At 39.0% G+C, this 24156-nt stretch carries 22 protein-coding genes; 7 read left to right on the forward strand and 15 right to left on the reverse strand.

All coding sequences use genetic code 11. From position 1 onward, the window contains the following. The first annotated feature begins 134 nt into the window (after positions 1 to 134). Complete coding sequence (locus ACFFIP_RS16935; protein WP_382388918.1) at positions 135 to 605, forward strand: YHS domain-containing (seleno)protein; 471 nt, start codon at positions 135 to 137, stop codon at positions 603 to 605. 148 nt (positions 606 to 753) lie between these two features. Further along, complete coding sequence (locus ACFFIP_RS16940) at positions 754 to 1293, forward strand: peroxiredoxin family protein (protein ID WP_382388919.1); 540 nt, start codon at positions 754 to 756, stop codon at positions 1291 to 1293. A gap of 35 nt (positions 1294 to 1328) precedes the next feature. On the opposite strand, the gene ACFFIP_RS16945 is transcribed toward ACFFIP_RS16940, so the two are convergent. The 13 genes from ACFFIP_RS16945 to ACFFIP_RS17005 all read right to left on the reverse strand — a co-directional run bounded on the left by ACFFIP_RS16945 (position 1329) and on the right by ACFFIP_RS17005 (position 13029). Beyond that, entirely contained in the window at positions 1329 to 1709 is a 381-nt protein-coding gene (locus tag ACFFIP_RS16945; protein WP_382388920.1) for a transposase, read from the reverse strand. Between the two features lie 283 nt (positions 1710 to 1992). Then, a complete protein-coding gene (locus tag ACFFIP_RS16950) occupies positions 1993 to 2601 on the reverse strand; it encodes a transposase (protein ID WP_382388921.1) in 609 nt (202 codons plus the stop codon). Between the two features lie 650 nt (positions 2602 to 3251). Next, the gene (locus ACFFIP_RS16955) at positions 3252 to 3905 is read right to left on the reverse strand and encodes a phosphoribosylanthranilate isomerase (RefSeq protein WP_382388922.1); all 654 of its coding nucleotides are present in this window, start codon (positions 3903 to 3905) and stop codon (positions 3252 to 3254) included. Next, positions 3902 to 4390, reverse strand: a complete 489-nt coding sequence (locus ACFFIP_RS16960) for an NUDIX domain-containing protein (RefSeq protein WP_382388923.1) — start codon at positions 4388 to 4390, stop codon at positions 3902 to 3904. The genes ACFFIP_RS16955 and ACFFIP_RS16960 overlap by 4 nt, the downstream gene beginning before the upstream one ends. Positions 4391 to 4731: 341 nt before the next feature. Further along, positions 4732 to 5295: a hypothetical protein gene (locus ACFFIP_RS16965; protein WP_382388924.1), complete on the reverse strand. Its 564-nt coding sequence runs from the start codon at positions 5293 to 5295 to the stop codon at positions 4732 to 4734. Next, positions 5285 to 5770, reverse strand: coding sequence for an RNA polymerase sigma factor (locus ACFFIP_RS16970; protein ID WP_382388925.1), 486 nt, complete (start codon positions 5768 to 5770; stop codon positions 5285 to 5287). Before ACFFIP_RS16970 ends, ACFFIP_RS16965 begins: the two co-directional genes overlap by 11 nt. A gap of 47 nt (positions 5771 to 5817) precedes the next feature. Beyond that, the gene (locus tag ACFFIP_RS16975) at positions 5818 to 7692 is read right to left on the reverse strand and encodes a transglutaminase-like domain-containing protein (protein WP_382388926.1); all 1875 of its coding nucleotides are present in this window, start codon (positions 7690 to 7692) and stop codon (positions 5818 to 5820) included. Between the two features lie 469 nt (positions 7693 to 8161). Continuing rightward, complete coding sequence (locus tag ACFFIP_RS16980) at positions 8162 to 8602, reverse strand: hypothetical protein (protein WP_382388927.1); 441 nt, start codon at positions 8600 to 8602, stop codon at positions 8162 to 8164. Positions 8603 to 8611: 9 nt separating this feature from the next. Beyond that, complete coding sequence (locus ACFFIP_RS16985; RefSeq protein ID WP_382388928.1) at positions 8612 to 9025, reverse strand: VOC family protein; 414 nt, start codon at positions 9023 to 9025, stop codon at positions 8612 to 8614. 70 nt (positions 9026 to 9095) lie between these two features. Beyond that, positions 9096 to 9797, reverse strand: a complete 702-nt coding sequence (locus ACFFIP_RS16990; protein ID WP_382388929.1) for a DUF4386 domain-containing protein — start codon at positions 9795 to 9797, stop codon at positions 9096 to 9098. 135 nt (positions 9798 to 9932) lie between these two features. Then, entirely contained in the window at positions 9933 to 11030 is a 1098-nt protein-coding gene (locus ACFFIP_RS16995; RefSeq protein ID WP_382388930.1) for a serine hydrolase domain-containing protein, read from the reverse strand. 271 nt (positions 11031 to 11301) lie between these two features. Continuing rightward, complete coding sequence (locus tag ACFFIP_RS17000) at positions 11302 to 12195, reverse strand: haloalkane dehalogenase (RefSeq protein ID WP_382388932.1); 894 nt, start codon at positions 12193 to 12195, stop codon at positions 11302 to 11304. 6 nt (positions 12196 to 12201) lie between these two features. Continuing rightward, the gene (locus ACFFIP_RS17005; RefSeq protein WP_382388933.1) at positions 12202 to 13029 is read right to left on the reverse strand and encodes a type II toxin-antitoxin system RatA family toxin; all 828 of its coding nucleotides are present in this window, start codon (positions 13027 to 13029) and stop codon (positions 12202 to 12204) included. Positions 13030 to 13106: 77 nt separating this feature from the next. On the opposite strand from ACFFIP_RS17005, the gene ACFFIP_RS17010 reads away from it, so the two are divergent. After that, complete coding sequence (locus ACFFIP_RS17010) at positions 13107 to 14072, forward strand: AraC family transcriptional regulator ligand-binding domain-containing protein (RefSeq protein ID WP_382388934.1); 966 nt, start codon at positions 13107 to 13109, stop codon at positions 14070 to 14072. 576 nt (positions 14073 to 14648) lie between these two features. Here ACFFIP_RS17010 and ACFFIP_RS17015 read toward each other — a convergent pair. Continuing rightward, positions 14649 to 16100 (reverse strand): TonB-dependent receptor plug domain-containing protein, encoded by a 1452-nt coding sequence (locus tag ACFFIP_RS17015; RefSeq protein WP_382388935.1) that lies wholly within the window; start codon positions 16098 to 16100, stop codon positions 14649 to 14651. 130 nt (positions 16101 to 16230) lie between these two features. Here ACFFIP_RS17015 and ACFFIP_RS17020 point away from each other — a divergent pair, with 130 nt between their 5' ends. Then, entirely contained in the window at positions 16231 to 16461 is a 231-nt protein-coding gene (locus tag ACFFIP_RS17020; RefSeq protein WP_446685333.1) for a hypothetical protein, read from the forward strand. Positions 16462 to 16718: 257 nt separating this feature from the next. Here ACFFIP_RS17020 and ACFFIP_RS17025 read toward each other — a convergent pair whose 3' ends face one another. Next, positions 16719 to 16952, reverse strand: a complete 234-nt coding sequence (locus ACFFIP_RS17025; protein WP_382388937.1) for a helix-turn-helix domain-containing protein — start codon at positions 16950 to 16952, stop codon at positions 16719 to 16721. 813 nt (positions 16953 to 17765) lie between these two features. Between ACFFIP_RS17025 and ACFFIP_RS17030 the strand changes: the two genes are divergently transcribed. The 3 genes from ACFFIP_RS17030 to ACFFIP_RS17040 are packed head-to-tail and all read left to right on the forward strand — an operon-like array spanning position 17766 to position 23994. Next, complete coding sequence (locus tag ACFFIP_RS17030) at positions 17766 to 19361, forward strand: TlpA family protein disulfide reductase (RefSeq protein ID WP_382388938.1); 1596 nt, start codon at positions 17766 to 17768, stop codon at positions 19359 to 19361. Between the two features lie 46 nt (positions 19362 to 19407). Beyond that, on the forward strand, positions 19408 to 22602 hold the full coding sequence (locus ACFFIP_RS17035) for a SusC/RagA family TonB-linked outer membrane protein (RefSeq protein ID WP_382388939.1): 3195 nt from the start codon (positions 19408 to 19410) through the stop codon (positions 22600 to 22602). 48 nt (positions 22603 to 22650) lie between these two features. Further along, complete coding sequence (locus ACFFIP_RS17040) at positions 22651 to 23994, forward strand: RagB/SusD family nutrient uptake outer membrane protein (protein ID WP_382388940.1); 1344 nt, start codon at positions 22651 to 22653, stop codon at positions 23992 to 23994. Positions 23995 to 24156 lie beyond the last annotated feature (162 nt).

Here is a 24156-nt window from a genome sequence, read left to right on the forward strand (position 1 = left end):
TATGATCTTGAATTCAATTGAATATTAGCAATAATCAATCACATAAAATGTCACTGTTTTGACATTTTAGAAACTTTGATCTGTCAGGACACCCATCCTTTCACGACTAATAGGATGTACAAATAAATAAGACTATGAATAATTTTCAATCTCTTTTAATTAAAGCTACACTCATTTTCAGTTTCGCTTTTGTCACTATTCAAATTTATGCACAAGAAGGACACATTTATTCCAGTAGGGGATATGCGCTTTCAGGCTATGATGCAGTAGCTTACTTTACGCAGAATAAAGCTGTAATTGGAGATAAAGACAAATATTCCCATAAGTTCGAGGGGGTTTACTATGCCTTTTCCAGTTTGGAAAATTACAATCTGTTTAAAGCTAATCCCAAGAAATACCAACCTCAATATGGTGGGTATTGTTCTTATGCTATGGCAACCAAGGGGTCAAAAGTAAGTGCTGATCCTGAGGCATTTGAAGTGAGGGATGGTAAGCTTCATGTTTTTTACCGCAAGCAAGGTTTGGAAAACTGGAAAAAGGAAGGGCCAATTAAATTAAGAAGTCAAGCAGATGCTAATTGGAGAAAAATTATTTATAGACGTTAGCAAAATCAATTTTCTGGTATTTAATTACTTACAAAAATTTTAACCTTTTATCCCATTTATTGAAACAACTCCTAAAAATCATCATTCAGTCATTTTTAGGACATAAAGACTAGATTTTCAATGATTAATTTGAATTAAACTACAACTTATGAATCTATTAAGTAATATAAGAGTAAATAAGAAAGCCCCTGAATTCAAAGCAAAAGACTTTCTTGGGCATAAAATCCAACTAAACGCATTTGAAGGAAAGAAAGTAATGCTGAGCTTTTTCAGAGGTGCCTCATGTCCATTTTGTAATATGCGGATCAGGGAATTGATTCAGTCCTACGGGGAATTCCAAGAAAGGAATATCGACATCATTGCAGTATTTGCAGCGACAGCAGAAGAAATCGCCCAATATGCAGGCAAGCAGGAAGCACCTTTCCCAATCGTTCCTGATCCAAAATTGGACCTGTACCGGTTATATGGTGTAGAATCCTCCCCTAAGGGTATGTTTCGTGTAATGATGCAACCTGGCAAAATGATGAAAATGATGTTCAGCGGATTTTTCAATATGAAAGCTCTGAAAGACAAGCCCATACTCCCGGCTGATTTTTTGATCGATGAAGGACTTCAAGTCTATAAAATTTATCAGGGAGAGGATTTTGGAGATCATATTCCTATCCAGGAAGTATTGGATTGGAAATAGTAGGAGAAAATAGAAATTGGAATAGTACTTTTAGTTTAGTTCAAACTTTCCATTGGGACTTTGAGGTCTTCCCATGCTGAAAAACCCATCCACAGGAGTGCCTCCCCAGCCAATTTGACAAGGTTGAGCACTAAGATGATGGAGGCGATCCACGATTGACTGGTGTTTTTGAGTCTTGCCCTGATCCGGTTCATACCGTACCCGTTCTTTGCCTGACCGAATTTCCCTTCTATCGGGTTCCTCTCTCCGGGACTTACGTGGTTTTCCACTGCCTTGGCCGATGGTCTTCCCAATGGTTTGGCCGCCAGTTTTATCCCTTTTTCCTTCAGCCACTTCCTGTTCTCCCTGCTGCAGTACAGCTTGTCAGCAAGAACCTTTGCCGGGTAGAACCCAAACCTTTCCCGGTAATTTTCCACGTATTCTATAAGCTGGGAACTCTCGTTGTAAGCATCCCATGATACCTTGTCAAGAAAGGAGTAGCCGTCAACCATGCTCAGGTGAATCTTGGCACCGAACTCCGTCTTTGCACTTGCTTTTCCTCTCACAATAGGGCGTACATGGGGCTGGTGGATACTCACTATCCTGTCCTCTACCTAATGGGTTTTGTTTTCATACATTCCTAGCTGCTGCATGTAAAGCGTCTGGATGATCCAGTATTGGCGCTGAAGCTTATGTTCAAGGGGGAAGGTTTCAAAGCCATCAAGCTTTTTCTAGCGTGTTGAAGTTTCTTCTGAGGAATTGGAGCTGTGCCTTTATCCCTTTCCTGATTGTTTTCCTTGAGGGATTCCTGTTTTGGGCTACTTTCAGATATTTTTTCCTTGCATTCTTACGGTAAGTCCTGGGCTTTTTGCCTACACGGTTTTTGTAATGGAGTTCATCTATGATTTCCTCTGGGATTTTCCTAGCCTTGTTGAGCAGTCCTATATCGGTGGGATAGGCAATATCCTGCGGGCAGACAGTAGCATCGAAGATGACCTCACCCTTGTGGCTTACTTCTCCTCCCCGCGGGCCGTTATCCTTTTTATCTTTGTCCGGGTTTGGAGATGACCTTTCCATCGAAAAGCCGTGAATCTTTTCATTCATCTCTGCGATAAGCTCCTCACTCAGCCGCTTTCTGATATCCACAAACAGGGAAGGGTCAAAAGGGGCTTCTTTGGTATAGAAACTGTAGCCAAGAAAATACTGTAAATACATATTCTCTGTAATCTGGGCAACTATCTCTCTGTCATCAAGATTGAGAATATGCTTGATGATCACTGCACCGATCAACATGCGTGGGTTCAGTGATGGACGACCAGTCTGCCTCACAGGATTATGTTTGAGAAACAGACCAACGAGTTCATCTCAGGGAATCTGCTTGCTGAGAACAACCCAGCGATTGTCGGGATCAAGCTGGTTATAAAATGGAGTCTCAAAACCTACTAATGTTAGCTGACTGGGACTGCTGTATTCACTGCGTGGTGCACGCCTTTTGGTGGTCTTTGCCATAATACCTTGCACTTGTACTCCCTCAAAATCAGAAAAAATCCCTGCAATTCCGAACTATTGAAAGGTTTTTCACTTTATCAGCAGACTCTATTTAAAAATTGTTAGGTATTTGGCAAAGCCAAATTCAGGGAACAAAAAGCTCTCCAAATATATTTTGAATGAACTTAATTGAACTAAACGATTTTAGAACAACTAATCTTTGATTTACGGTAGAACCCACTATTACTAAAATCGATTTTTGCCAAATTTTACTGCTTCTGTATTGCTACAATTTCAGGCAATTTCTTTTTGTATTCTTCCACGTCCCATTTAATTCCCCAATTAGAAATATAATCTTGAATCGTTCCAAGACCAATTTCTGCTCTTCTCTTGTCAACATTTTCAGGGGCAATAAGTGGTAGAACATAGTATTCCCCCGTTTCTTGGTCTCTACCTCGATTATGCCATCGCCCTTCTTTTTGTAGTATGTTTCAGTGTCCAATTGCATCAAAAAAGTCTTTTAGTTTTTGTCGGTCAAGTTGTCCTTCTGTCCGAACACTACTACAAAGGTCAAGCCCAAAAGGCTGAACTGTATCGATTGCTTGTCTTACGTTATATTTGTTTAGTCCGCCTGCAAGAAACAAAGGAATAGGTATTCCTTTTCTTATTTCTCTGCTCAATTCCCAATTATGAGTTCGTCCTGTTCCGCCTAATTCCTTAACCGATAAGGTTGGATTTCCACTGTCCAATAAAATAGCATCAACATACTTAGATACTTCGATTGCTTCTTTTACAGAATTTTCGTCTATAACGTGAATGACTTGAACCAATTTCACATTTGGCAATTCGTCTCGCAGTAATTGATACTCTCGTTGTTCCAATTCGTCAACAATCTGAATTGTGGTAGTATTTACTCTTTTATAGTGCTGGATTATGTTTTGTGGTTTTGTTTCACTCGTTAGCAAAAAAGTTGAAATAGGTGGTGGTACTGCTTTGGCAATTTGATAAATGAGTTCATCTCCAATTACACCTGGTCCACTTGGCATATGACCAACCAAACCTAATGCAGAAGCACCGTATTCTACGGCTAATTTTGCTTCTTCAATACTGCTTATACAACAAATTTTCACTCTTGGTCTTATCATATGATTACTTTGTTTTCAATCTCTTCTGTCATAGACAAAAGGTTTAATTTCTCGTCATATTCAGCACTGAAAGCAAATGGTTTACTTTCAAGAATATACTTGTAAATATACCAATCAGTTTTTGGCGTTGGTACTTTTAATAGGTCGTCAAAATTAATCCACATCAAAGTCCCTTCGTTACAATTTGGTGGTTCAACAAAATCAATGTCTGCGATATAAACATAGACTGTCCAATTGTAATCTGTCGGTGAGGTTTCTGTCAAAATCCCACAATACTTCATTGTATCAACTTTAATTCCTGTTTCTTCAAAAGTCTCACGTATGGCTGACTTTAAAGGACTTTCAAAAGGGTCAAGTTTGCCGCCAACTGGAGTAAAATTGTCTTTGTTTGGCTCTTTAAGCCTTTCGAGCAACAGTAATTTGTGTTTATGTCTCAAAATGCAGAGTGTCGCTACTCTTTTAAGTCCTATCGGTATTTTATTCATTCAGTGTCGTCTTTTAGGGTGAGTCGTAACGTCAGACCGTGAAAAAAGAATCCCATTTCTCTTATTTCAACGGCTTTACCATTCCTCTAAAATAAGTAAATTTAATAGAATTTTTTCAGGCCTTCGATTTAATTCATGTACCATATCAATTAAACAAACCGATTCCTTCCCTATAGATATCGGAATTCTCAAGTTTGGAAGAAGGTATGCCATCGATTATCCTTTTAATTCAATTGATGTCTGAACAGTCAAACTTGATCCGGATCTTTTGAGCTTAGACAACGATGAGCTCAGGTCTTTCTAATTGAATTTTGATTATTGACAAAGTCAGGTTTTCATCATCAATCTTCCACCAGTTTTTCAAGTTCTTTTAGCCTCCTCCCATAAAGTTTATTTACCAAGTAAAGGGAAGTGATAAGGTATATGAATAAATATACCATAACCCCTATTTGCCAAGCAAAGGGAAGATCTAGAAAATAGCTGTCCAACCAGCTCATAATGGCCAATGATAAAGCAGAAAAAACAACAAGGGTATAATAAACCCTAATGGTGATTTTAAGGTGATTTCTTGCCTTGATGAGATTTTTTTGTAAGTCATATGAATAGTCAATTCTTGATATCCTTTCCATGCTCAGGAACAGACGGACATTTATCGGAATGCTCCCTATTAGGACCAATACCAACAACTTGTAAAAGTATGGTTCCAAGCCTCCGTTCAAAACAGCAACTGCTCCAAAGAAAATTAAAGATGATACCATGACTATCATTTCAAAACGGAAATATTTCGTAATCTTTCGCTGGGTACCTGTAACAGCCATCAACTTTTGGTGTAATGCAGCTTCAGAATCTCTTGTTGCCAGGTTATCAGCCTTTTTCCAGATATTCTCTAATTGATCAAAATCCATCTTCAGTCATTATTTTTTTAAGTTTCTCTTTTATTCTGGTCAATCTTGCCCCCACATTGCTTTCGGTGAACCCTGTGATTTCTCCGACTTCTTTGTAGGACAAACCTTCCAAATGCAGTAGGATAACTGACTTCTCTATGTCATTGAGACCTGCAATTGCTAAATACAGCTGCGAAAGTTGGTCGCTATCCTGCTGGTCAGTTTCAATGTTTTCAATACTTTCCAAACTTACCCCATTGTTTATCACCTTGCTTTTTCTGTTTTGATACAGCGCGGTATTGAGTGCCACTTTATAAAGCCATGTCGAAAATTTTGAATCATGTCTGAATTTTGGGAATGCTTTCCAGGCATTGTACAGGCATTCCTGAAAAAGGTCTTCCTGATCATCCCTGTTTTTGGCATAAACCAGACATACTTTCCGAATGATCCGGTGGTTTGTCTTGATTTCTTCAATAAATCTTTCCTGTAAACCCATATGTTACCGGCACCTGTACATCCGTATGGACAGGTGCCTTTAATACATTATAATTCAGTAGACTGTTTGTTGATGGCTTCAAGCGCATTTTCCAACAAATCAGCATGTTCTTTTCCACTGGTAGTCAAAGTAAAAAAAGATTTTGTATCCACTTTAAGTATTGCAATTGATTTGTCTGGTCCTGTGACCTTTAGTCCTTCAAACCTGCCTGTATTAATAGGAAGTGGGTTTTCAGGATTTCTGAATTTCTTCAGTATTCTTTTTATACTGCCTTCAGCATCTATTGTAGTGCCAAAGGTCCAATGGTTGACCAAAACTTCTGATAATTCATTGCTTTGCTTTAAGATTATGTTTTCAGGATAGAATTTATCCAAATCAGAAAATTCAAATCCCTGTAATTGCTCCATACTGAATTTCAATCCGGGATTAATATAGTTATGGTCTTTTATTGAATAGGGGATATCAGAGGTTGATTTTGTCTTGCCATCAATGGCATACTCAAGCATTTCCACTTCAATATTTCCATACAGCTGTAAGCCTGCACTGTTTGCAATGCCCATTCCATCCTTAAGTGATGAACGGAACATGAAGAACCGTGCAGCATCAGCTATGTTAGTGTCGTTGGGAGCAGCCGCATCAATGGGGATCCATTGGCCCTTGATGTTCACCTCTGCCCATGCATGTCCACCCCATGCACCATCTACATAAATATATCCCATTAAATAGCGGGCAGGAATTCCGGCTGCTTTACACATTGTGGCGGTAAGCATGGCATAGCTCACACAGGTTCCTTTCAGGTCCCGGATCACTTCACGGGAATCTGCAAGGACAATACCTGCATCAAAGATCATATTGTTTGCCACCCAATCTATGATCAGTTTGGCTTTTTCCCAGTCATCGGTTTGCTCACCTATCACCTCATTTGTTTGTGAAATTATTAGCGCATCGCTGTTATCCAACAATTGATTTGGTTCCAAATATTCATTAAGATTATCCGAATTATTCTGTCCAGGATTAAGTTCTGGCTTATCTAATTGAAGGACCAATTCAGTATCTGATTTGCTTATAATTTTCTGGTATTCCCCGGTAAAATCAGGAAAGCCTAACTCTGGTCTTCTTTGCGTGATTTTGATCTTTGCCGATGTCAGGTCTCGGGGATGGGAGAGGCGGTAATTGGCATACGCCAATGAATTTCCATATTGCTCTTCAGAAAGATCTACACTGTTGTTCAGTGAATTGAGTGCAATTTCTTTATCTGTCAAGGCAAGTTCCATTTCGCCTAAAGGACCTGGCTCGGTGCTTCTCAATAATAGTCCATTCTTTGTCAGCCACTTCTTTCTAATGATAGGGAGCTCCTTGAAGCTTTCCTCTACGATCACTGCGTCGAAAACCTGGCCATTTAATTCAATTTCTTCAAACCCGACGAAATCTATTTTACCATTGAGGTACATTCCCAGGTCACCTGAGTAAGTGGTGTATTGAATACTTTTATTACCATTTTCAATTTCATGTCGCAACTTTGCCAATAACCGGTTGGGGCCGGTAAGTTCTGTTTCAAGCGGAAGCTGTCTATTGAATTCCGGTGATTCAATAATCAGATGATCTTCCATGACTTTCGCCGATTCGGTTTTCTGATCATTGGAAATATTCATTTCTGTATCAATTTTATGGAGCCGCCCTTCGCTTTCATATTGAAAGGTGGTGATTTTCATCGCTACACTACTGCCTAACCTGCCAATACTGATATTCAATTCTGTCAGGAATTTGTTCTCATCTCCTGATGTTTCATTTTTCTCTAAAGTATAACCCACCGGGTTGCCTCCTAAGGATACCACATACCATCTTTCATTTTCCTGACCATATAATATCTGGCTAATGGATAAGAGGATCACAAATAAAATAATAAGTCTAAATCTGCTCATGTCAATTAAGGTTTTTGAATACTTCTTTATACCATTAGTGACATGGAGGTTATTATCCTTACATGGCCCTGAAATATTTTTTCTTTTTCAGGTGAAAAATATTGTTTATCAATTTCTTTTAAAAATCCAGAGTGGCAAAAAAACAGCTTTAGGAAATGATGCTGATACCCGACGTTGATAATATGTTCTGTGGGCACATTTGGTTTTGAAGGTTGAATGTATTTATAGGCCAAATCTTATCAATAAGCCACGTCTGATCATGGATCGTGTTGTTTATTAGCCTACATCTCTTCATCCAATAATATTCTAAGTTCAGATGTAGCTTCAAGAATATCTTCATACATGCCACTTTGAAATTCGAATAATTTCAAACTTTCAACCAAAGAATTGTTGAATATTCGGTTTACTTAGTCAGCACTTACAAGATTTACTTCAATAAGCTAATTGTAAAATAAGCGGGGAAAGTTAGCTAGAGCGTACTTAAGAATCCCACAAACAAAATTGCAAACCCTCCAATCTCAGCTATGGTTAGCGCCACCATAAATGTGATAACCACCCAATTAGGAAGTATAAATGACCCTATTTTGTGGGGCTTTTTCATCTGATTATCAGTGTCTTTTAGAATTCCATGAATCACGTACGTTGAAAGCGCTAGAGCGAAAAACACAATGGGTGCTGCTGCTGACCAAAAAGTTACTGTTTCGGAATAGGGACTTAGTTCTACAAATTTGGCCAGAACCAAAGTGGCAAAACTATACATCAGCGAGGTTCGATGAGCAATATCCACATAGACAGGAGATAATGCTTCTTTCGATGAATGTATATGGTAGTACTTCCAAACTCCGGTGATTAAACCAATGAGAAAGAAAATTCCACAAGCTGTGTACGTAAAGATCAGAGATGGGGCCATAGGATTATTTTATTTTGTCCTGCCATCAACTATTTTGTCATATTCGATGTCATTAGGCTCCCATAATTCAATGACATTTTTTTCATGATCTAGAATGTGAACAAATTTCCCATAGTCATGATACTCAATTTCATCTAAAATTCTGACTCCCTCTTTTTTTAATTCTTTCAGCAATGCTTCAAGGTTTTCTACTCTGTAATTGATGATAAAATCTTTGTCAGAATACACAAAAAGCGTTGACCTTTCTGCTGAAGGACTCCATTGGGTAAACCCCTTTTTCGAAGGGTCACTCCCTTGTCTCCATTCAAAATTTGTCCCCCATTGATCAGTTTCCAGTCCCAGGTGTTTTTTGTACCACTTTTTCGTCTTTTGGGGATCTTTAGATTTAAAGAATATGCCCCCGATGCCCGTTACTTTTTTCATCTTTATGTATTTTATTTTTTTACATCCACTTAACCTGTTTTCGTAAATGATTTATTAAATCTAAAAAAATCTAATCCAAATCCTCATCATAGAATCCACTTGCAGGACGTATTCCAAACCATAGCAGGTAAGCAATCAACCAGAATTCGCCAATAGTAGCAGGAATTGTCAAAAAATCAATGAATGCAAATTTTAAGTCCAAGTATCCCAGGAAGGCACTGAGAAGATAGCCTATGCCACCGATGATGAGAATTCTGCCCAGCCAAACAGGCATTCTCCTTGAACTGACTATGATGAAACCCATGGGAATAAGCCATAATCCAAAAAACAGACTTCCTATCCCCCAAGCATTGGAACTTAGGTGATTTAAAAGTTCTAACAAACTTATTTTCTGTCCTAAGCCCAAGGTAAGAGATTCGGCGATCCCTATGGCCGTTGCCATTGAAATGGCACTAACCATGATGACTACTGAGTTTACTGTTCCCCATATTGTTAGTGTCCAGGCTCCCCATTCATTGATTGACCTAAAAAGTTTATAAAACCAGACGGCAGTCAAAGCCTGTGAGATGATAATGGCAAATTCAAGGAGAAGCCGGATTCTTGCAAGGATCGTATTTTGTGTAATGTTTTCCAGGGTTTTTGTAGGGTCCTCTGTTATAAATATTTGAGGATGAATGACCATAAAACCTAGCACACCTGATAGTGCCAAAGCCAAATACCAGATTCCGGTCATGCTTGCTGTTTTTACCTGATTTTGGTTGGATATTTGCATGGTATTGGCTTTAAGATCAGTGAAATAATATAAGGATCTGAAAATCTTATTTTAACAAAATTAAAATAAGTGATATTAAGCGAAATGCTAAGATATTATCGGTTTTTAATTTTTAACCTCAATATGGTCAATCTCCTAATCCATCTGTAACGCAACATCCCACAAGTCAAAATCACTACTATAATATTTAAGTGAATTGCCACAGTGCACAATTACGGCTTCTATATGAGGGATGATATAAATATTCTGTCCAAGATTACCATTTGCATAAAAATGAAATGCAGAATCCTTATTGACATGGCCCCACCATTGATAGTTGTAATAAATCCTCTTATCGCTTCTTCCAAACCATCTTGGGTATATTTGGCGCGGAATAGATTTGTTTTCTCTGGTTGACTCATTAACCCAATCACTCGAAATTATCTGATCTCCGAACCAATCTCCTTCCTTAAGCATAAGCTGACCAAAACGTGCATAATCAATCGCTCGGGCAATCAAACGGCTTGGCATATATTCAAAATTGGACTCTTTACTATCTATGGAGAAAAGGGCATCATATTCCATTATTTTTGACCACAGTTTTTGCTCGAGATATTTGGAAACAGATAGATTGGTCGCTCTTTCAATAATCAATCCTAAATAGCTTGTATTGTAATTATTATACTGAAAATCTTTTCCTGGCTCGGATGAAATTTCTATTTTCTCAATTAGTAGTTTTCGTACATTGGGATGGTAGTAACCAACTGCTTCATCATGCCAGGGAGCATGTATGTTAGTGAAAGGTAAAAGGTCTGTATTGTATTTGAGGCCTGAACGCATTTCAAGAAGATTTTTAATGGAAATTTTTTGAAAACGAGGGTCGCGTTCCAAGAGCTCAGGGATGTAATCAGTAATCGGGTCATCAACACTTTTGATTAGGTCATCATCAATAGCCGCTCCAATCAAAAATGAGATAAATGACTTTGCCATGGATTGAGAATGAAAATATGAATCTCTGCTAAACCCATTAAAATATTTTTCATAAATGACTGTATCTCTTTGAATAACAATCAGAGCTGTTGTTTTAGACTCAATTGCCCATTCTTTATAACTATTAAATCCGGTTTTAGTTACCAAATCACCAAATAGCGACTCAACATATTTCTCTTTTGGTTGAAAAATAAATTTATTGGTACTTTTTGCCCCCTGAATCTTGAGATTTTCAAAGTTCCTGTAATCATAAACATCTGCCACATTCATTGTGATTAAGCGGTAAACGTAGGTAGGTGAATATTTGACCGATAAAACAATGATGGTAAGGCCCAATACTATAAAGGGTGTAAATACTAAAGTTCTGAAAATATGTTTCTTATCCTTCATTTAATTTGGCTGTAACAACGGTTCATGCCTTGGCGAAGTTACGGATTTATACCACAAATGTTGACACGAAGCACTTCACCCGCCATTACGCCAAACCCTTGCTAATTGCTGGCGTTTTTGTCGTCAAATACTTATACTCTTTAATTTACCAATTCAGTAAATACCATTGTTCAATGGCTTCTCCGATTTTGTCAGGCTGGTCTTCTTGAATGTAGTGTTTGCCATTTCCAATAAATGCAGTTGTCAAGTTTTTGAATACCGATTTGTATAAATCAATCTCCTTTGACTGAATTTGTACGCCAGGATTTGCATACAATAGCAGTTTTGGAATAGACGATTTTTTTAACCAGTTGAAATAATCTTCTGCTATACTTTCATTCAAAGTTCCTTCGCCTTTAAATGGCAGCTCTTGAGGAAATTTGATAATTGGCTTTCTGTCCGCAATAGTTTTGAAAGGACTGAAATAGTATAGTTTTTCTTTTTCGGTTAATTTTCGATTTATAGACATTGGAAGTATAAACCGTAAAAAAGCGTTGTACTTCCCATTCCATTTTTGCCCGGTTTTATTATCTCGAAATTTCTTGAAAACAAATCGGGTGAGAATGTCTAAATCTTTCCATTCCATTGGTTTGCAGAAAGTCTCCATAAACACTATACCCTTGATGTTTTCAGGATGATACTTTGCATAATTAAATCCAATAGCACCACCCCAATCGTGAACTACAAGAATGATGTTAGTTAAGTTTAACTTAGATACAAAACTGTTAAAGTATTTTATATTGTCTTGAAAAGTGTATTCTATATCAGGTTTTCCTGATTTACCAAAACCGACTAAATCTAAGGCAATACACCTGCCATAAGGAATGGTGTAAGGAATAATATTTCGCCACAAATAACTAGAAGTCGGATTGCCATGAACAAATAGAAAAACAGTGTCCGCTTTTTCTTTTGTTGTTTCGTCAACAAAATGAATATTAGTATTTTCTACTCCAATGTAATGGGATTGAAAAGGAAATTTTTCCGATATTGGATTGCTCATATACAACTAATTTTCCAGCATTTTTTGCCAATTATCAAGAAGTTCCACCGCCGTTTTTGAAAACCTCCCTTTTAGTAAAGGGTGTAATAACCAATTTTGATACTTTCGCTTATATTGGAAGTCAAAAAGCATTGTAACTTTTGTGGTGTTGCTGTCTATTTCTTGCACTTCCCAAGTGCCCTTTAAAAATTTGAAAGGGTATGGATAGTCGGGAGCCGAGGTGTTGACCTCAAAAGAATAAGCTTTTTCTTCAATCCACATTGAACAGGTTTCTGTCCAACTGTTTTTTCCGTGAGAGCAACTTCTAACCATTCCATGCCCTTCACCTGAAATAATCTTGACGGCATCAATATTTGGAGCAACTTTATCGTAGTTTGCAACGTCAGCTATTGCTTTCCATACTGATTGTTTGTCTGCATTTATTATTCTTTCAAATTTAAAGTGTTTACTTTTTTTATTATTAGAACTATCAACTTGTGCCAATGCTTTTGATTGGTTTATTCCCATAGAGAAGACCACAAATGCAATTATTGCAATGACAGAATTACCGGCTTTGGAAATTTCAAATGGGTTAATTGCAACCAATACAATACTGCCAATGACCCAAAGGAAATCCTGGATAATAATCCATAAGACCGCTATTGGTCCTTGCTTTGTGATTTCGTAGATAATTGTGCCTGCAAAATAGAGCAAAGCAATGCCAATTGCCCAAAAAACGGTTGTGTTTGATGTTTCAAACAATCCGGCTATTTGTTTATTGAACACAATTAAAGTGATGCCGGATATCCCTGAAAATATGGCATTTAACAGAAGTGATTTTTGAAGATTATTCATCTTTATTTCAATGTTGATTCAGCAAAAATAGGTTGATTAAATTTGTAGGAATTGATATTTTACGCCAATTTCACGAAATGAAAATACAAGCAACTTATATTGCCAATTTATTTGAATATGCCTCTTATAAAGGTATTCCAGAACAAGTACTAAGGGGGGAGTTAGTAGAAAAGGATATCGATGTTTGTAATCCAAACAATTGGGTTACTGAAACTGACTATTTGAAGGTTTTTGAAGCTATCCTCAAAGAAACTGATGATGGGAATTTTGGCATTCATTATGGCTGTTACTTGAATTTAAAAGCTTTGGGGTTAATCAATCAGATTTCTCTACATGCCTCAAGTATCAATCAAGCCGTTTTCATTCTTCATAATTATTTAGAAGACACATTCCCTTTGGTTAGTTTGGAAGCCAGAGAAAATAGTGGGAAATACATTTTAAGTTTGAGGAGTAATATCAGAAATGCAAAAATGAGAAATCAGGTTTTAGAATTTGTATTCTGCTTTATTTTTCGCGAATTGAAATTGATGTTGTCAAACGATTTAATTCCTGATTTGGAAGTTTCAAATTCAAATTTACCTGAATTTGAAAAATCCTTAAATGTTGAGATAAAAGAAGGGGTAAATTATAGTTTTGTTTTCAATGCCACCGTTTTGGATACCGAAACAAATAAGAGGAAAATAAAGGAAATTGAGATTTTACTTCCCAAATATCTGCAGATGTTGGAAAAGGGAAAAACTGGTTACAAGGAATTTTCAATGCAGGTAAGAAATATGGTTTTAAACCTTTGCAGTCCTGAACTCCCAACCTTTGAGCAAGTTGCGATGCATTTCCCTTTAAGTAGCAGAACCATTCAGCGTAATCTTAAAGAGGAGGGTCTAACTTTCCGCAAAATAACCAGTGAAATTAAAAATGAATTGTCAACTTATTTGTCGAAAGGTCACAATATGAAAACACAAGATATTGCTTATATCCTAGGTTATTCAGAAGCCAGTGCCTATCTGCACGCTGTCAAAAAATGGGAGACTGAACTTTTGCAATAGTGTTCCTAGAATTTTTTTCTTCGGATGATGATTGCCAATGGTAGATTTCAAAGCACTAATCCGCTTATAAAAAACATAAAATTGTGCCAAAAAAATCCAGGAGTACACATTCTTTACATATTCTACCCGGAAAGCCCTACACTTGTCTCAGAAGGAGGGTGATTTGGTTCTGGATTGCTTTTTGAAGATCGAACATGAACTCAATCAGGGGATTGACATGCGTTCGAGAGTGAGCATCGTATTTACCATTGAGTTACTACTGAACTATTGTGCCAGGTTTTATGACCGGCAATATATTTAGCGTGATTCGGTATTTTGGAGATTTATGAAAAAGAATGTCGGTTAATTGTATGTTTGTTTCTAATTCCATTATCCCTAGTTAATAGGATTTTCAATTGTAGTCTATTTTGCCGAAAAGCTCTTATTTCAAGCCAATTTATTTGGGGATTTAGTAAAAAAGGCATCAGGGAAAACCACACTGGAATTCAATCATTTGAAACTGTTTTTTACAGAAAACAAGAATATCTCGGCTCATAACCCAATTTTGGGCAGTAAGTAATTGGGATACTGGTCAATTCAAAGCCCAAAAGTCAGACTCGTGTAGTAAAACCCTCCAATCGCGGGGCCACCCAAAAAGGAATAATAATATCGGTTGAGTGCATTTGTAGCACCAAACTTGACACTTCCAAGGTTTTTGAATATTCCCATAGTAAGCTGTGCATCGAGCGTGGAATATCTCTGCACCCATCCCGTGGCCAAGGCAGATTCCCAGAGAAATCCAGCCTGTTGCCTGAAGTTGACTTGGAAGCCCAAGGACTTGTACAAATTGGGGTTTCCCAGAGACAGGTTGTAAATCCATTCCGGCGTGTTGAATCCATCTTCCAAACCATCTCCTCGGGTTTGTCGGGAGAGTCTTGCGTAGGTGAAGTTGCCGCCGAGCCAAAAACCCTTGAAAAAATTGTAGCTCAGGCCTAAGCTACCTCCATAATTCAAACTGACCGTCTTGGAATTGGTCCAAAGGCGGTAAAGATCTTGGGTGGAGTTTTGAAGGAAATAGTTCCCAATGCTGTCACTATTGGTGGTTTTGGGCACGTTGGCATCCAACTGGGCGATAAGGTTGCGGAACCTGTTCAGGTAGAGGTCGGCATCCAAGGCAAATTTCCCCCCGAGCAACTCGGTGCGATAGCCGCCCTCCAGGCTGGTTGCCTGCTCCGGTTCGAGGTAGGTGTAGTCTGTTTTTGCCAACAGGCCTTCGTTTCGACGGATCGCCTCAGCAAGATCCAGGCCATTGGTATTCACGTCTGATTGGACAGCACGCTGGTATTGGGTGATGGAGGCTTGGGTGTATCTGTCTTCAAAAATCCCTGCCGACATGATCGGCAAGCCGCCAATCCGCTTTCTCCCCCCGCTATTGATGTTGGAAAAGCCCTCGAAAATACTCGGGAACCGGTAGCCACTCAATACCGAAAAGCGAAAACTTTGCTGTTTTGAAGGGGTAAAGACCGCTGCCAATCTCGGATTGAGCCTTGGCTCGAAATAAAGGTACTTGTCCAAGCGGAGCACTGCATTGACTTTGAACCGGTCCTGCCAAAAGGTCTTTGTTGCTTGTATAAACCCACCCGTTTTCCAATAATTAAGGTTTTCGCCTGGCTCCGCCGGATTGATAAAATAATTCCCATCCGGCACGATAATATAGGTCCGATAGTCCAAACCATACATGACCTGGAGGTCGGGATTCCTCGGCAAGAGCCAGGAACTGATATCCTGTTGATATTCGGCGTGGAAAAGCCTCGCCTGTACCCGTGATGCCGCTCCAATATCCCAATTGTTGATGCTTCTAAGTTCCTCGATTTTTGCAGCCATTTCGGGTGTGTTGGGGAGAATCCTTCCCTGGTCGGCAAGGGATCTTGCCAGATTCATCGCATCTGTAACTCCCATACCTATACCCGAAGCTTCAAGGTAATGTCTGGAAAAATCGGAAAACCACTGGTTGTCTGTTTTGAAACTCCGGTCTAAGTTTTCGGCCATCGATCTAATGTTGTACGAATCCCCCCGTGTTTTCTTGGGTCAAATAAGTCCTGATTTGGATTTTTGGGGAATGAAAGATCAGGGCATGCTGTTGGGTTCGGTAGTCTTCTAATCGAAAGCGATTGGTCCGCTGGTGACCGCCGGAGGCTTGGTGTTTATCAGTGGTGCAGAAGATAAAAAGGTCTGGGCATTTGATGCCAAAACCGGCAAAATGGTTTGGGAGTACATTTTGCCAGCAGCCAATAACGCGAATGTCTGTTCTTATCAGATAAATGGCAAACAGTATGTTGCGCTTTCGGTTGGCGGTACCAAAGTGAATCCTTCCGGATCTGTAATGGCTTTTGCTTTGCCTAATAAGTGATTTCATAACCTTTTCAAATTACTACAAAAAATCGAAAGCCTTTTCCCCTCGAGTCTATTCTTTTTTTTTAGCGATGAATATGGGATCAATTATTTAACTTATTGAAAAAGGCATATCTCAACTCAAGATACAAACCAGATTATAAGATTGCTACCGAAGATATGATGGCAGTGCTTGAAAAAGTAAAGCTTTTGAAATTAGTAGTAAAAGAAGATTGCAAAGCTAAAATAGACTCTCTTATTTTTAAAAAATCATATCTATTTGATTTCGATTTCTCTCAAATCTTTTCTTTTAGTGAGTAAATCACCCATCTCAACATTCAAAAATTCTGCGATTGCAAGTAAATTTTCGTAATTGGGCTGTTTTACATTCCGACACCAAGCAGAGACAGTTGTATCGTAAGTTTTAAGCCCTTCCGCAAGTTCTTTATTGGAAATCCCTTTAATTGCCAAGACTGATTTGATACAGTTATAGTTCCTCGATTTCTTCATTCAAATTCCGATTATTCAATTCTAAAGCCCCTATTAAGCAAATATATTAAATCGGAAATGATCGAAACTCTTCAATAAAAGCCTTTAAAGATTTATAAATAAGTCTATTAGATTTAATTTTTATTCTAAAAGTGTTTTAAATAAACTTTTTAATTTTTATATTTGAAGGAATTAAAACTAAGACACCCAATCCTGGAACCTGAGAACTCCGGAACGGCTAATGGGAACTGGTCTTACAACTGATCCTCATAAGGTACAGGACCGTTAACCATTAGCCGGGCAATCTCAGGGTCTCAGGATGGGTAACGGAAATGTACCTTTCTTTTTTGGAAAGGTGCAGCAGAATATTCACCACTTTGATCAGATAAAGCAGTTATTCAATTCTATCCCCTAACCCTATGCTACATGCTTTTCATATCTGGTTGCACGATCATCGTCCACCATCTTGAACAGGTTTTTTTGGTGTAAAGCCATCTGTTGCTTTCAGTAGTATGTGGATCCCTTGGAATGCTCTCCTTCAAACCAAATGCAAGAGAAGACCAACATCCATACTAGAGAATTTCCCAAGTGGAACTGTGGAATAGATTAATTCTCTTAAACAAACTTATTTGGGGTAAAAATGCCTTCATGGAGATCATGCTTCCATAAAAGATCCCTTTATAAATAGCAGCAGAGTTGTATTAATACCCCAAGAGGGAGGAAGGTCATACCAAACTCAATAAAAATAAGTAAGGACCTCCTCCTCTCGCTTATAAAAGCACAATACGCCTAATCCGGCAAATACAAATCTTAAAAAACTTTAACTCATAAAGTATGAAAAAAACTATAATTCCATGCTTCCTGGCATTGCTATGTCTTTTTGGAAGCCTGTCGTGCGGACAAAATCTAGCTGATAATTCCTTGGATTTGAAGGACGAAAATCCACAACCTGTTTTGGTATATGGAGTAGTGTCATCCAAAGAACCTATAGAGAAAGTAACCCTAAAGTACTGGGATTACCTCTTTGATCCTTATATAAAAGAACCACCACCGATAATCCAAGAGACAGTAGCTGAAAGAGGAAACCCCTTCAACGGTGGTAATCCCGGTAGTGATTATCTTTTTTCATTCAAAATAAAAGATATTAAAAAACCGGTTTACATCAGTATGGGAGATAGCTTATCTACCTTTCTTGACCTGTTTTTGGTATTGCCCGGAGACAGCATTGCCCTCCAACTTGATAAAAGGAATTTTACAATAAGTTTTTCAGGACCTGCTCAAGAAAGCTTCAATCTTCAAGCTGCACTTATGAAAGAATTGGAAGGATACCGCTTTGAAAGACCTTCTTCCTTATTGATGATAAGAAACCATAGCCTGGATCATGAACAGAGAGAAATGATTGAATCCCATAATCAAACTTTCGGGAAAAAGGTAAAGGCAGTTGAAACCCTTGATGAAAAACTAGATCATTTGAGTGAAAAGCTTGAGGCAAGAAAGGTTGTCAAGTTCGGTGAAAAGATCATATCATATGAAGGACTTGTTGACAAAAAAGTTCTGGATCTGCTGACACTGGACTATTTTGGGAAAACAGGTATATCAGTGCTCAAAACTTTTGAAACGCTCTATAAATACCCAAGAGTTGAACAGGAGCGTGAACAATTGAAAGAATTTTTTCAAGAATACCTTGACCAAGAAGGATTTATAATTCCTCCTGTTGCCCAAGATGAATCTTCATTCCATTACCTGCAGTTTCTTGAGTCTTTTTATAAGGGGAAATCGCTCGTTGATGGCCGGCCATTTATCACTCTTGTTGTGGAAAATGAAGAAGGTCCTCTGCGTGACGCAATCTTGGCCAGGTACATGTTGGCCAATAGAAATGTGGTGTCGTCCGATATGGATCTTTTATCCCTGGCAAGTGAAACAGTGGAAAATGAACCTTTTGCAGAGATTGTAAGGAGTACACATTCCAGAAACAGGGAAGGATCTCCTGCATTTCCCTTTGTATTTTATGATACAGAAGGTAAGGAAAGAAAGCTGGAAGACTATAAGGGAAAAGTGCTTTTGCTTGATTTCTGGTTTACGGGCTGCAGCGCCTGTATCGGCTTCAAAGAGAATGTGCTCTCCAAACTGGAGGCGTCAATAGGTAATATGGATGACGTTTTGCTGCTCTCAGTTTCTTCTGACAAAGACCCAAAAATCTGGAAAAAAAGTCTGGAATCAGGCAGATACAGTCCGGAATCAGCCATCCACCTCAATACCGGAAGTCTTGGAGGCAACAACAGTTTTTTAGGCCATTACAATATCTCTCTTTATCCACATGTGATGTTGATTGACAGTGATGGAAATCTTGCCAGAACCGGATTTTACAAACCTGATGCAGGGACATTAATGGACGAAATAAATCGTTTGCTGCCAGAAAAAAAACCTTAGACTCTTAAATACTACTCATTATCCATTCATTTAACCACGCTAGAATATGACAAACAGATATCTACTTACGATTGCCATAATACTGTTCTTTGTGCAGAGCGCTTTGGCCCAATCAGGATCAGTTTTCAGCCTAAAGGGAAAGGTTTTGGACAGTCGGGACGGACAGCCACTTCCAGGGGCATTAATACAGATAGATGATACCGGAATTAATACAGTAACTGACAACCAGGGGAATTACCTCCTGGAATTAGCTGTGGGAATCCATAGTCTCCAGGTGCGGTTCCTTGGTTACCACAATTTGAACACAACTATAGAGGTACCCTTATCAGAGACTGAACCGTTGGAGCTGACGCTTGAGCCTGATCAGCTTAGATTAGAGGAAGTTGAGGTTATCTCCACCGGATATCAGGAACTTCCAAAGGAAAGAGCAACAGGGTCTTTTGTGCAGTTGGATAATGAACTGATCAACAGAAGAGTCAGTACCAACCTGATAGACAGGTTGGAAGATGTTACTCCCGGACTGATTTTCAACAGGACCGGGCCTGCAAATGACCCCATCAGCATCAGGGGAAGAAATACTCTTTTTGCAGATACCCAACCCTTGGTAATTATCGACAATTTCCCGTATGATGGCCCCCTTGATAATATCAATCCAAATGATGTTGAATCCATAACAGTACTCCGGGATGCGGCAGCTGCGTCAATCTGGGGTGCCAGAGCAGGCAATGGGGTAATTGTCATCACTACCAGACAGGGTGCTGAATCCCCGCCGAGAATTAGCTTCAACAGCAACATTAATTTCATCGAAAAGCCTGACCTGTTTTACGGTCCCCAGATGGCAATGAATGATTTCATTGACTTGGAGAAAATGCTGTTCAACAGAGGAGTCTACAATGCGAGGGAAAACAATATCAGCAAACCCCCTCTCTCACCGGGTGTGGAGACATTGATTGCAGGCAGGGACGGACTGATTTCCCAAGAAGAAGTTGAGAGAAGGTTGAACAGTTTTAGACAACAGGACGTCAGAAGAGATTTTACAGATTATTTCTACAGGCCTACTGTAAACAGACAATATTCCCTATCCCTTACCGGAGGTACTAAGGGGCATAGGTATTTTATTTCCGGAGGGTATGACCACAATACTGAAAATATTACCGGAAACAATAATAACAGGATTACTCTAAATGTCAACAACTCGTGGAAACTGGTAAATGATAAGCTTGACCTTGGACTGGGACTGTATTATGCCAGACAGGAAAACAGTATTGGGACAGTCCTTCCAAGCAGCAATAACTATTTTCCCTATGACAGGTTGGTCGACGAAAACGGTACAGGTCAAATAATTACCCAAAATTATAACAGAAGGTTTATCGAAAACCAACTACATCCTGAACTCCTGGACTGGAATTACATCCCATTTGACGAAATCGGACGTGTCAGAAATATTAATGTAGGTGATGATTACAGGATTAACTTTTCGGCAGCTTACAGGATACTCCCTGGGCTAAGTGCAGAACTAAAATACCAATACTGGCAAAATACAGGCAGACTAGAAGATTTTCGGGAGGAAGACCTGTATTTTTCAAGAGACTTAATCAATCAGTTTACCCAGCTTGACCCCAATGGAAACATCAGTAGAGCCATACCTGAGGGGGCAATAATGGATGTAAATCAATCACACTCTTTCAGCCATAACCTGAGAGGGCAACTTACCTACTCAGGAAGCTTTGGGAATGACCATGAACTGAACGCCATTGGAGGTTACGAAGTCAGGGATTGGCAGTCCGAATTCCATTCATTCAGATTTTACGGCTATGAACCTGATCTGGCCATCAGCAGACCCGTCAACTTTGAGACAACTTATCGCCGTTATCATAACAACTTCCCTGCAAACATTCCCAATGGAGTTAGTCATGGTGGATCCGTTGACAGGTTTATATCATATTTTGCAAATGCAGGATATACAATTAAGAAGCGTTACATTCTTTCCGCAAGTGCCCGAAGGGATGCATCTAATCTTTTTGGAGTAAATACCAATCAAAGGGCTGTACCCCTTTGGTCAGTGGGTGCAGGTTGGATACTGAGTGAAGAAAAGTTTTTTGATTCCGGGTGGATGCCATTTCTGAAATTAAGGGCATCATATGGTTATAATGGAAATGTCGATAAGAATGTCTCCGCTTTGACAACTGCCCTTTACTATGTAAGTGCATTGCAGCCGAACATCGGGAGTTTGGGAGCAATGGTAATGAACCCACCCAACCCATTACTTAGATGGGAAAAAATAGGTATCGCCAATTTTGGGCTGGACTTTGAAAGCAAAGACAGCCGCTTCAGAGGATCCATAGAATATTACAACAAAAAAGGTAAGGACCTGATCGGTGATAGTCCTGTTCCTTTCTCTACAGGTGTTAGCACCTTCAGAGGTAATTATGCTTCGATGATTACCAAAGGCCTAGACCTGGATATACAGTCTGTAAATTTGAATGGTGCCCTGCGTTGGACCACTAACTTTTTTTACAGCCGTGCAGAAGAAAGGGTCACAGATTACAGGATGCTTGGGACAACGCTTTCATACCTGGAAGGTGCACAAATGGTCCCTATGGAAGGACGTCCGCTTTTCTCTTTATATTCTCTTCCCTGGGGAGGATTGGATCCCAATACCGGTGACCCACTTGGAATACTGAACGGAGAGCCGAGCAGTAATTATGCAACAATTTTCAGTGAAGCAAGTCCTGAAAACATTCAGTTCGAAGGATCTAGAAGACCTGTCTCATTTGGTTCGGTCAGAAATAATCTGTACTGGAAAGGTTTGAGTCTGTCTTTTAATATTTCGTATAGATTGGGGTATGTATACAGAAAGCAGGCCCTGAATTATAACGGAATCCTTCAGGGAAATATTGGCCATCCTGAGTATGCCCAAAGATGGCAGCAGCCCGGAGATGAAGCAATTACTAATGTTCCTTCCATGCCCGGAGGGCAGAACAACTTAAGAAACAACATCTACAGGTTTTCGGAAATCCACTCTTTAAGGGCCGATAATATAAGATTTCAGGACATTCGCATAGCTTATAATCTTAACAGGACGAAGCTGCCCTGGTTACCTTTCGAAAATGCTGAACTGTACAGTTATGTCAACAACATAGGGATTATTTGGAGAGCCTCAAAAGATCTTGTTGATCCGGACTTTCCTTCCAGTAGACCTTTGAGAAGTCTGGCTGCAGGACTGAAAATCGATTTCTAATGATTCCATCACCAAAATTGTATTTCTGATAAACTGATTACTACAAAAATGAAAAAGAAAATATACTTATTATTGATAGTTGTCCTCACCTCTTGTGAAGGGTTTTTGGACGAGAAGCCCAACAGGAATCTGGCTGTACCTGCAAGTCTTGACGAAATCGAGGCACTTCTGAACCATACTTCGGTTTTTTTCCTCACACCAACCTATCAGTTGATTGCCTCTGACGAATATTTCCTTACTGATGCCGGATTTAACGGACTGAACAATTTTACACAACAGAGAGCCCATTTACGGGATTTTGAAACGATGTTCGAAGGAGTTTCCAATGTAGCTGAATGGTCTACCCCGTACAGCCAAATTATGTATTCCAATATTGTATTGGATCTTCTGGATTCGCAGACAGATTTAACCAATTCTGAAAAACAAAAAGCAGATAGAATCATAGGAGCGGCCATGTTCAAAAGAGCATTTGCTCTGTTTAACCTTATTCTGAACCATGGAGAATTTCCTGACCCAATATCTGCTGCATCAAAAAATGGCATCCCTGTACCTCTTGTGCCTGATATTGCCAATCCGGCTCCCTTTGCAAACCTGTCTGATACTTATCTTCAAATTATAAATGATCTTGAAAATTCCGCCGGTTTGATGCAGGAAAGACCGACAAATATCAGTACTCCATCTTCTCAGTCGGCTTTTGCTCTTTTGGCAAGGGTTTACCTTTCCATGAACGATTTTGAAAATGCCCTGAAATACTCTGAAAAAGCCCTGCAAATGGGATATAGGCTGATGGACTACAATGACAAAGATCCAGGACTTGCGTTTCCCTTTGAAATGGAAAACGAAGAAGTAATATATTATTCTGTAGTTATGTTTTATTCTGGTTTTGTCAATAGTCCTGAAACCAGAGTGGACCCGGTTTTTTTTAATAACATCCCTGAAAATGATCTCAGGAAGAATTTGTTCTTTAGAACGAACCCTAATGGAGCGATAAATTTTAGGGGTACATATTCTGGAAATAGGGACTACTTTTCAGGTTTGACAACATCTGAGCTTTTCCTGATTAAAGCAGAATGTCATGCAAGGTTATCGGAAGAAGTAGCAGCATTGGAATCACTCAATGAGTTGATGCAGATGAGATTTGACCGTGATACTTTTATGCCTTTAACCGGTGAAACAGCTGAGGAAGTATTAAGTTTTGTACTGGAAGAGAGAAAAAAAGAACTGTTTTTCAGAGGGATACGTTGGTCTGATTTAAAAAGATTTCATCAGCTAGGAGAACTGGAAATACAATTGATTAGAGAAGTAAATGGAACTTCATACGCTTTTCAACCTTCCTCGACAGGGTTTGGAATTCCTATACCTCCAGAGGAATTAAACCTCAGGAATGAATAAGGCTTGTCAGGTAATCGATCGATATGTATGCAAAAAGAAGGGGGTGTCCGAAAAGTCGAGACACCCTTTTTTTATTGTTGATCTTCTCTAAAATTATTATTTTAGAGTTGAACAAAATACAACAATGTCTAAGGTAGTTTTTAAAAATCAGACTGGCAATTG

Source organism: Fontibacter flavus, assembly GCF_042432905.1.
In the GTDB taxonomy this organism is placed as follows: domain Bacteria; phylum Bacteroidota; class Bacteroidia; order Cytophagales; family Cyclobacteriaceae; genus Fontibacter; species Fontibacter flavus.

Bases quoted from the DNA above. Each gene is read 5' to 3' on its own strand.
- ACFFIP_RS16990 (WP_382388929.1), bottom strand. From the start codon at position 9,797: ATGCAAATATCCAACCAAAATCAGGTAAAAACAGCAAGCATGACCGGA.
- ACFFIP_RS16955 (WP_382388922.1), bottom strand. From the start codon at position 3,905: ATGATAAGACCAAGAGTGAAAATTTGTTGTATAAGCAGTATTGAAGAA.
- ACFFIP_RS17000 (WP_382388932.1), bottom strand. From the start codon at position 12,195: ATGAGCAATCCAATATCGGAAAAATTTCCTTTTCAATCCCATTACATT.
- ACFFIP_RS16970 (WP_382388925.1), bottom strand. From the start codon at position 5,770: ATGGGTTTACAGGAAAGATTTATTGAAGAAATCAAGACAAACCACCGG.
- ACFFIP_RS16965 (WP_382388924.1), bottom strand. From the start codon at position 5,295: ATGGATTTTGATCAATTAGAGAATATCTGGAAAAAGGCTGATAACCTG.
- ACFFIP_RS16940 (WP_382388919.1), top strand. From the start codon at position 754: ATGAATCTATTAAGTAATATAAGAGTAAATAAGAAAGCCCCTGAATTC.
- ACFFIP_RS17010 (WP_382388934.1), top strand. From the start codon at position 13,107: ATGAAAATACAAGCAACTTATATTGCCAATTTATTTGAATATGCCTCT.
- ACFFIP_RS16985 (WP_382388928.1), bottom strand. From the start codon at position 9,025: ATGAAAAAAGTAACGGGCATCGGGGGCATATTCTTTAAATCTAAAGAT.
- ACFFIP_RS16935 (WP_382388918.1), top strand. From the start codon at position 135: ATGAATAATTTTCAATCTCTTTTAATTAAAGCTACACTCATTTTCAGT.
- ACFFIP_RS17040 (WP_382388940.1), top strand. From the start codon at position 22,651: ATGAAAAAGAAAATATACTTATTATTGATAGTTGTCCTCACCTCTTGT.
- ACFFIP_RS17025 (WP_382388937.1), bottom strand. From the start codon at position 16,952: ATGAAGAAATCGAGGAACTATAACTGTATCAAATCAGTCTTGGCAATT.
- ACFFIP_RS17035 (WP_382388939.1), top strand. From the start codon at position 19,408: ATGACAAACAGATATCTACTTACGATTGCCATAATACTGTTCTTTGTG.
- ACFFIP_RS16960 (WP_382388923.1), bottom strand. From the start codon at position 4,390: ATGAATAAAATACCGATAGGACTTAAAAGAGTAGCGACACTCTGCATT.
- ACFFIP_RS17005 (WP_382388933.1), bottom strand. From the start codon at position 13,029: ATGAATAATCTTCAAAAATCACTTCTGTTAAATGCCATATTTTCAGGG.
- ACFFIP_RS17030 (WP_382388938.1), top strand. From the start codon at position 17,766: ATGAAAAAAACTATAATTCCATGCTTCCTGGCATTGCTATGTCTTTTT.
- ACFFIP_RS17015 (WP_382388935.1), bottom strand. From the start codon at position 16,100: ATGGCCGAAAACTTAGACCGGAGTTTCAAAACAGACAACCAGTGGTTT.
- ACFFIP_RS16980 (WP_382388927.1), bottom strand. From the start codon at position 8,602: ATGGCCCCATCTCTGATCTTTACGTACACAGCTTGTGGAATTTTCTTT.
- ACFFIP_RS16975 (WP_382388926.1), bottom strand. From the start codon at position 7,692: ATGAGCAGATTTAGACTTATTATTTTATTTGTGATCCTCTTATCCATT.